Raw genomic sequence first — 8,187 nt, 5'->3', positions numbered from 1 at the left:
TGTTGTTCTTTTAATGATTTTAATAGTAAAGGAATATTTGGATATAGCTTATTCTCAAACATCCCCTTATCTTTGAACCTTTCCCTGTAATAATCAATTGCCCTTTGTGTATTTTCCTCATTAAAATCGTAATATTCAGCAAAGGAAACTTTAAGGGGCGGACCAATAAAACATTCAAGTTTATCAATATCAGGCTCATCAATGCCCATTTTCTGTAACGCATATTGAACAGATTTAGTTATACCTATTTTTGGGTCTGAAAGAGTTCCGTCTAAATCAAATAAAATTACTTGGTATTTTTTCATATTAAGATTCCCTTCTACATCTAATGCCTTCTCATTTTACCATATAAAATTCAGAGTAATTTCAAATTACTCCTTCTTCCATTAAATAGCTAGTTAATGGAAGAACCAAATATGATCTTAATCATAAAATCCATTCTTTCTTCTAAAGAATGATACGATTCTCCGTTACTGGTCTAAGAGCGGTTTTTGACAAGGTTTCGTAACCTGTGATTTTCCGGACATATATGCTGTTAGTAATATTTACACAATAAAATATATAGTTTAAGAAGGAATCCGGTCCTTATTCGTTATTAAGCAAACAGGCCCGGTTGCAACCGGGCTTCATCATTAAAATTGTAGCATTTCTATCAAATCGAAATGAAGGATATAAAGTATTTAATTTTTAAAGTAGAAAAATAAAAAACCACTTAGAGTGGTTTTTTAATCGCGCATTGCTCCTGCCTCTCGGGAAGTCATTGCACCTTGTCCTTCGCTTACATCTTTTTGAATTTCTTGTTTTACTTTTTGTGCATCAGTTCCGGCAAATCCTGATTTCGTAATAGAACTCAAATTCTCAGTGGCTTGTTGATCTGGTTGCATACTAATCCTCCTCCATAATATATTATTTAACAATCTTATTTTTCACAAAAACACTCGGTATATCCCGAGGTGTCACTTTAAGCAATAATTTGCGCTGATTTTAAGTGCTATTTTACACATCCAATTTTAAGATCTAGCTGCCTTCACACGGATAGCATCAGGAAAATACGGATTTACAACGTTAAACACTACTGAAAAATAAATATTGCTTTTTCCGCAACGATAATACTTTAAAACGAGCCTTATTAGAAATTGAACAAGTGGGGTTTTAATTAAATAATCAGTAAAAGGATCTCCAATCGAAGATCCATTTTTACTAATATGGTGTTGCTCAGCGTTTGTGATATCTATTTATGAAAAGTATGTTCTTGTTCATCTACATCTGTAAAACTCATTAAATACTCTTGCCACATTGCAGAGAAGATATTTTTTCGTCTTGTATAACATTTCACTTTTTCTCTAACTTTATCACCTATCTAAATTACCTTTAGGGAGCTTTCAATTTTCGCCTCAAAATTGTATATTCCGAATAATTTTACAATAAATAACATCACTTTCTTTGCTCAAAGTCACTTATTGCATAGGTCATATCAGTGGCTGCTACGCTTGAAAATACCGATTGAAACGAATGCAAGTACAATCGTTGTTGCGATAATAATGGCAATACTTGTTGAACTACTTATTATCTGACCGTTTATCTCATACATCACACCATAATTAAGCTTGTAAGCATCTACCTGTTCAGACGGAATGGTCTTGAATACTGTTTGTAGTGAATCGTGCATGATGGTGTCACGTAAAAGAACTGTTGTATGGCTAATCGGGAAATACATAATGATGTTTTGAGCAAATGCTGGTACAACACCGAGAGGAACATACACTCCACATAAAAAGCCAATCAATGTGCCAACGATTGTACTAAGAGTTGAAAAGGCGTTTTGTGATCTTACAAATTGAACGAGAAATAAATTAAACATACTTGCAAGCGATACTGACAACAGCAGAATACCAATCACTTTTAATAGAGCTTTAATACTTAACCATTTACCACCTGTTGTTACTAAAAAAATTTCACAACCTATTAATGCAATGAAGGAAAATACGAGTCCGATGATGAATGCGTTTAACACATAACTAAATTGAATAGCGGAGCGAGAAATTGGTGCTGTTAAAAAGTCAGATGTCACCTTCATTTCAATATCTTGAATCGTAATACTAAAAGCAGCAAGCGTCGTTGTCACAGCAATCATAGACAACAATCCAGCTACGAGCCATTCTTTGACCATCGTTATCATTTCAGGGGTTGCTTCCGTCACTTGCTCAATAGCATCGATTTGCATTTTTTGTAGAAATAATGCGTACAACATAATAACAATGAGAACAGATAACAGTGAGAAAAAGACAAGTGTTTTGTCACGGTAAAATACTTTATTATTGCGAATCACTAAGCTAAGTAGTGCGTTCATGACACAGCACCTCTGTTTTCAATAATACGTATAAAAACATCATCCATCGTGCCTTTAATAACCTCGAAAGATACTAATAAAGGTTCGACATTTTTTAAAAGAGCGAGTGCTTGTATTGTTTCATCCACTTTAACCGTATAAATGGACATTTTCTTTGTAAAGGATACATCCATTTCTTGTAGCCACTTTTCACCATCCACATCATTTTTGAATACTAATTTCAATTGGTCATAAGCATACATTGTTTTCAATTCATCTGGTGTACCATTTGCTACAATTTCTCCATTTTTTAAGACAACGACTTGATTGGCAACAGCTGCTTCTTCCATATAATGCGTCGTCAAGAAAACAGTCATATTTATCTCTTGTTGCATTTTTTTTATAGCCATCCAAACAAATTGGCGCGTTTGAGGATCAAGACCTGTCGTCGGTTCATCTAAAAAAAGAATTTTCGGTTTATGAATAATAGCACGCGCTATGTCCGCGCGGCGCTTTTGACCACCTGATAGTGTCCCGTACTTCTTATTTCGAATATCTTCCAATTGTAAATAGGTCGAAACAAATCCATAGTTCTCGGCGAATTCCTTTTTGCTTAAACCATAGGCACGACCGCGATACATGATATTTTCGTAGACGGTAAGGCGTTTATCGAGCAAACTTTGCTGAAACACAATGCCAATTGATTGACGAATATTAGCGTTATCATTTTTTTCATCTAAGATAAAGTTGTTAATTTCAACATGACCATTCGATTTTTTTAATAACGTACATAAGATTTCAATCGTTGTTGACTTCCCAGCACCATTTGTACCTAAAAAAGCAAACAGTTCGCCCTCTTGTACATCAAAGGATATCCCCTTTACAGCTTCAACACTTCCGTATGATTTTCTGAGGTTTTGCACTTTGATTGCAGTTTTTGTAATCATAAGTCCTTCCTCCTTTTTTGAATAAAGTAATTCATTTTTGCTATGTCACGTTTTTGAAGTAGCAAAGCAATCCCCCAACTAATAATGTAAATAACAATAATTGAAATCAATAGACTTATTATAGTAGCAATGCTAGCAACGTCATACCATTCCCCAAAACGCCCCGCAACTAGCACACATATGGTAACGAAGGCAAAATGAATGAATAGTTGTAATGTAAAACTCAATCGCTCTGTTTTAAAAATAAGCGAAATCAAACCAATGACAATACCAAGAATAGCAGCAATAATAACTTGCTCAAACAGTTCTTTCCCCGTTATCGTAGCATTTGGAGTAGCTAAAACGTTAAACGTCACTAGCGTGTAGGATGAACTTAACCCAATGAGTACTCCAATTATTGCGAATCGTAGGATTTTCACCATATTAATCCCTCCCAATACCTAAACGACTTTTCAATTCTTTAAAATATTTGCGACTTACATGCACGCATGATTCATCATCTAAAATGATTTCTGTCGAACCAATACGTCCCATTTGAATGGAGGCGATTTTATTAATGTTGACAAGCATAGATTTACTCACTCGAACAAAATCATGGGAAAGCATCGTTTCTAGCTCATAAAGCTTCCGTTTCGATTCAAATTCATGCTCTGTAGTTTGTAAATAAACCTTCGCTCCTTCTGCATAAATAAAATAAATATCCTTGATTTTGAGCATATGAATTTCCTGCTGTAAATAGCCATCAATTACTGTTGTTGTTTGTACCACTTTTAGCTGTTTCATCAGCCGTTCGATTTGTTCGTTATATTGATTTGCACAAATATGAATTTCAGTTTCTTGAAATTTTTCATCAATTAATAATTGAATTTTCATAGATGCCTCCTTCCCCCTGTTTATACTGTAACATATGATTTTATGAGATTTCCCCTTTGCTTAATGAGAGGTAAAAAAATGAACATAAGAGGTTTTATATTTAAAATAAACTTTAAACTGTCTAGATTTTTCTACGTATTTTAACTAACAATTATTCAGTGGATGTTTATACACACCACACAATTTTATGGATCGTTTTCATTCATCTCGCCACATGTAAAAGTAGGAGACTTCTACTAAATAGAATAAATAACAAATTAGAAAAGAGTTAAGTAGATATACGTGCTGTTGTTTCATTACCCTTATTTTCCCTCTCCCCATTAGTACGATCCTTAACAAACACCATACTAGCATTACCATGAGCATATCAATTTTTCTTGGGATTATTCCTCCATTAAATGGCCCTAAAATGAAAAAAGCGCTAATCCTTATTACAAGAAAGCGCCCGATTCCGGAATATTGAAAAAAAGGGGCCATCCTTTTTTGGACAGTCCCCTTTCCGCTAATTATAAAATTTCTAGTAGAACTTCTATATCATTACATTGGTCACTTCAGAATGTTACCATCTATACTTCAGAGAAGGTATCTCCAAAATGAATCGACTTTTAATCTTTAAAAACTATGAGAATACTGCAATTTTACGTGCGATAGATTCTGTTAAACGAGAGGCTACCTTCGGAACAGCCCATTTAATAATTGGTGTTAATACGGCACCAGATAATCCGCCTGCACGGACTTCCACCGTACAAGTCATTATTGTTTCACCATTAACATCTTCTGCAGTAAAGTGACCGCTTCCTGTAAAATTATCTGATAAACCTTTTAGTTCAAACTTAATATTTGAAGGTTCATTCCATTCGGTAATATCTACCTGCGCTTGTATTGTTTTTTTAATACCTTTCACACTACCTTCAAATGTCCAAATAGATTGCTTGTCATTTATGATTTCATGTTCTTTATAGGCTGGTACTGTCGTTGCCCATTTTTCAAGATCACTGACATAATCCCAAACTGCTTGTACATCTACTGGAACTACTACAGTATGCGTTCCCGTTGCCATTATGATCCCCACCTTCACTATGTATGAATTGCAACTTTACACTTCTACAAAATAATTATTACATAAAAAGCATAAACTTACATCATTAATTATACATAGCTTTCCTTCTTCCAAGTTAGCTTTTATATATATCGTTAGAGGACAGCCATTCTAACAAATTTTGATACGGATAGTATGTAATTCCTTTCAACTCGACCTTTGGTGCATTAGGATATTTGCTTAGCAGTTCTTTTACTTCTTCTTTACTTAATCCTAAATAAATATATAAATCCTTTTCTTTAATTAATATCGGATAACCTAAGGAACTAGCTTTTGGGTTTTTAAAGTCCTTTAATCCATCTCCTATAAAATAGCCCAATGCTGCTAAACCTGCACCTATCCAGAAAAAACTTATATCTATAATTATAATCCCCTTCCCATTAACTTCTTCACTGTAATACGAATTTATTAGAGGAAAGTTCCTTAAATTCTTGTCTTACTTCTTTCATAAAATGGCCCTAAAATGAAAATAAGCGCTAATCCTTCCTACAGGAAAGCACCCTTTAGTTGAATACAACTTCTGTAATTGTTCCTTATTTTAATTTTAAGAATGGCTTATCGAGGTTCGATAAGCCACTTTTATACATATTGTATTATTTTGATAATGCGATTTTTATATGTGCTAAATGATGCTCTTCGTGCCAAGCTAATTTTGCAACTTTTGTTGCGACTGTTATTATACCGTTTATCTGGTGAGTAAAAGCTCGATTTAATTGCTCTTCCGTTAAACTATGTCCTAAAGATACGATGCGCTCATTTATACCTTCTAACATCTTAATAGAACTTTCTACAGGAAGCTTTGTATCCGGTTGAATAGCCCACTTTTCTTCATCAAAAGCTGGTACTGTTGGATTCTCATCTGTTAAAGCCAGCTTCAAACGTTGATACATGTTCAACTGAGAATCTGCAATGTGATGAACAAGTTGACGAACTGTCCAGCTACTTTCACGATAAGTTCTGCTTAATTCCTCATCGCTTAATGAGTCGACAGTTTCTCTTAATCGAATCGTGTAAGTTTCGATTTCCTTTAGCCATTCTTGAATATTTTCTAATGTTACTTTCTCAGGAACTTGTAGTTTTCCAATTGGGTATCTTACATCCATTTTCAATCCCCCTTTTCCTTATTCTTTATTTCATTATATTTCGGTATTAACATTTAATTTTATTTAATTATATCACTTCAACAAACTGCATCGTAATTCAAAAGCTTATTCAATTGGAATGGCCCTTAAATGAAAAATGAGCGCTTATCCTTGTTCAAGGATAACGCCCTATAATTGAATAACTGATGGTTTTCTTACAGCAAGTTTACGAAGATTTCAGTAAATTAGTAAAGTAAAGAAGAGAATATCCAAACTAACATTCTCTTCTTGAGGTTTACCCGTTTAAAAAGAAGGTAAGTTATCTAAGTTATTTTCTTTAATACCATCAGGTTCACTACGTATAATATCCCTGCCATACTTATGAAATACGTCCACATGAGCTAACTTCCCTGATTTTGCTTCATCAAGAGCAGTAATATAATCTAGTTCTCTTCCACTACTTGTTTTAAAAGCAATAATATCATCCTCATCATTTTTACGAACTGCAACAATTTGTTCTACTCCTGAATCGACTTCCTCAACTACTTCCAATTGAGCTTGGCCTTCTCCTTGTTGTAAGTATTCATTATAAACTTTTTGAAAGTCTTTTTTATCCATAAAACCCACCTCCAAAACATTTTATTAGTATGTTCGGAAACCATTAGTTTATGTACTATAATCCTTAACAAAATGAATTATTTTTGCAGTTTTTCATACTTCCATTCCATAAATGCGAACCTATTCCAGTTTTTCAGCCTTATTCAACATAGTGGCCCAATACATAAAGATCGAGCATAATTCTTCACAAAACATAAGAATTATTTACTAAATTCGGAAATTTCATTTTACTAACCTATGTTAAAAAGCGACTGTCTGCATTAAGCAATCTTATCTGTTCGAACGAGTTTTTAGAAATTCGTCTATTTCAAGGAACCAAGATAATAACCACCAAGGAAAATAGTCAAAATAAGGACAAAATGAATAATTGCCCAACCAAGTCTACCAAATTTCAAATGATTTATATTGATTGGCTTTCTTAAATCTCTAGGGATAATGATACCGCCAATCCATTCAAAAACTAAAAAATATATCCACCACCATGTATAAGAATCCCAAAAGCCCCATTTAAAGCTATATCTAATTAGCCCAGTATTTGTTAATGACCATGTTTCCAAAAACATTCCTATATGAATAATCGTCCAATAGAAAGGTATTTTCCATCCCCACTTCTCTGGACTATAACGAACGGATAAAAGAACCATTATAGGAAAGAAAAATGTAACAACAGTTACAGGCATAATTTCAATCCTAGGGAATAATAGATATGGAAATGAATAAAACTTAAATTTCACAAACATATAGCACAAAATGTTTCCAGCTAAAGCTGATAAAATAAATAACAAACCGTATCTTTTCTTATCTAATCTTAAAAAAAAGATAAGGCTCAGAAGGCCAATAATAATCACAATAATATAGGCAAAAGATTCGATATCGATCCAATATTTATATAATCAATTAACATTTTATACGCATTCCCCTCCTTAATTTTTTTCTTTTTTGATTCCCTAAAAGTCCCCATTGAAATTGCACAACTAAGAGAATCAACTTATTTTATTTCAATTCAGTAATTGGAATATGGAAGTATATAATCATAAAAACAGTAAGCATGAAGCATAGAATCCACGTTAACAATGGTCTAGTAAAATGGAGCCGTATGCCAATGAACATACAAAACCAAATAAAAGTTGACCAGCCAATGTTCCAACCATTATGATGTGTATTTAATCCTACAAATACGTAAAATACTTCTACTACTGCCCACATCAATGTCCATAGTAATATATAGCTTATTTGATT

Annotated in this window: 11 protein-coding genes and 1 pseudogene; all 12 read right to left on the bottom strand. The window is 33.4% G+C overall.

Annotated features, from left to right (window positions below):
• On the bottom strand, window positions 1-305 hold a 305-nt coding region (locus V7068_RS14455), incomplete at its 3' end, for an HAD hydrolase-like protein (RefSeq protein ID WP_499713362.1).
• A gap of 420 nt (window positions 306-725) precedes the next feature.
• On the bottom strand, window positions 726-884 hold the full coding sequence (locus V7068_RS14450) for a hypothetical protein (protein WP_499713361.1): 159 nt from the start codon (window positions 882-884) through the stop codon (window positions 726-728).
• A gap of 590 nt (window positions 885-1,474) precedes the next feature.
• A complete protein-coding gene (locus V7068_RS14445; RefSeq protein ID WP_499713360.1) occupies window positions 1,475-2,350 on the bottom strand; it encodes an ABC transporter permease in 876 nt (291 codons plus the stop codon).
• Window positions 2,347-3,276, bottom strand: coding sequence for an ABC transporter ATP-binding protein (locus V7068_RS14440; protein WP_499713359.1), 930 nt, complete (start codon window positions 3,274-3,276; stop codon window positions 2,347-2,349). Before V7068_RS14440 ends, V7068_RS14445 begins: the two co-directional genes overlap by 4 nt.
• Window positions 3,273-3,698 (bottom strand): DUF3021 domain-containing protein, encoded by a 426-nt coding sequence (locus tag V7068_RS14435; protein ID WP_499713358.1) that lies wholly within the window; start codon window positions 3,696-3,698, stop codon window positions 3,273-3,275. Before V7068_RS14435 ends, V7068_RS14440 begins: the two co-directional genes overlap by 4 nt.
• Before the next feature lies 1 nt (window position 3,699).
• Window positions 3,700-4,149, bottom strand: coding sequence for a LytTR family DNA-binding domain-containing protein (locus V7068_RS14430; protein ID WP_499713357.1), 450 nt, complete (start codon window positions 4,147-4,149; stop codon window positions 3,700-3,702).
• 619 nt (window positions 4,150-4,768) lie between these two features.
• Window positions 4,769-5,209, bottom strand: a complete 441-nt coding sequence (locus V7068_RS14425) for an SRPBCC family protein (RefSeq protein ID WP_252289120.1) — start codon at window positions 5,207-5,209, stop codon at window positions 4,769-4,771.
• Window positions 5,210-5,324: 115 nt separating this feature from the next.
• Window positions 5,325-5,609: a DNA-binding protein gene (locus tag V7068_RS14420; protein ID WP_499713363.1), complete on the bottom strand. Its 285-nt coding sequence runs from the start codon at window positions 5,607-5,609 to the stop codon at window positions 5,325-5,327.
• Window positions 5,610-5,841: 232 nt separating this feature from the next.
• The gene (locus tag V7068_RS14415; protein ID WP_499713356.1) at window positions 5,842-6,351 is read right to left on the bottom strand and encodes a YfiT family bacillithiol transferase; all 510 of its coding nucleotides are present in this window, start codon (window positions 6,349-6,351) and stop codon (window positions 5,842-5,844) included.
• Between the two features lie 282 nt (window positions 6,352-6,633).
• Window positions 6,634-6,948 carry a DUF3892 domain-containing protein gene (locus V7068_RS14410; RefSeq protein ID WP_127760249.1) on the bottom strand — a complete coding sequence of 105 codons (315 nt, stop codon included), beginning with the start codon at window positions 6,946-6,948 and terminating at the stop codon, window positions 6,634-6,636.
• A 302-nt stretch (window positions 6,949-7,250) separates the two neighbouring features.
• A complete protein-coding gene (locus V7068_RS14405; protein WP_499713355.1) occupies window positions 7,251-7,796 on the bottom strand; it encodes a CBO0543 family protein in 546 nt (181 codons plus the stop codon).
• Between the two features lie 145 nt (window positions 7,797-7,941).
• Window positions 7,942-8,187: pseudogene (locus tag V7068_RS14400) on the bottom strand (CBO0543 family protein); the annotation flags it as partial.

The organism is Bacillus sp. JJ634 (assembly GCF_036962285.1).
Classification (GTDB): domain Bacteria; phylum Bacillota; class Bacilli; order Bacillales; family DSM-1321; genus Peribacillus; species Peribacillus asahii_A.
The sequence above is the reverse complement of the archived record's forward strand: the minus strand, read 5'-3'. Positions and strand labels throughout refer to the sequence as shown.

Bases quoted from the DNA above. Each gene is read 5' to 3' on its own strand.
- V7068_RS14450 (WP_499713361.1), bottom strand. From the start codon at position 884: ATGCAACCAGATCAACAAGCCACTGAGAATTTGAGTTCTATTACGAAA.
- V7068_RS14445 (WP_499713360.1), bottom strand. From the start codon at position 2,350: ATGAACGCACTACTTAGCTTAGTGATTCGCAATAATAAAGTATTTTAC.
- V7068_RS14440 (WP_499713359.1), bottom strand. From the start codon at position 3,276: ATGATTACAAAAACTGCAATCAAAGTGCAAAACCTCAGAAAATCATAC.
- V7068_RS14435 (WP_499713358.1), bottom strand. From the start codon at position 3,698: ATGGTGAAAATCCTACGATTCGCAATAATTGGAGTACTCATTGGGTTA.
- V7068_RS14430 (WP_499713357.1), bottom strand. From the start codon at position 4,149: ATGAAAATTCAATTATTAATTGATGAAAAATTTCAAGAAACTGAAATT.
- V7068_RS14425 (WP_252289120.1), bottom strand. From the start codon at position 5,209: ATGGCAACGGGAACGCATACTGTAGTAGTTCCAGTAGATGTACAAGCA.
- V7068_RS14415 (WP_499713356.1), bottom strand. From the start codon at position 6,351: ATGGATGTAAGATACCCAATTGGAAAACTACAAGTTCCTGAGAAAGTA.
- V7068_RS14410 (WP_127760249.1), bottom strand. From the start codon at position 6,948: ATGGATAAAAAAGACTTTCAAAAAGTTTATAATGAATACTTACAACAA.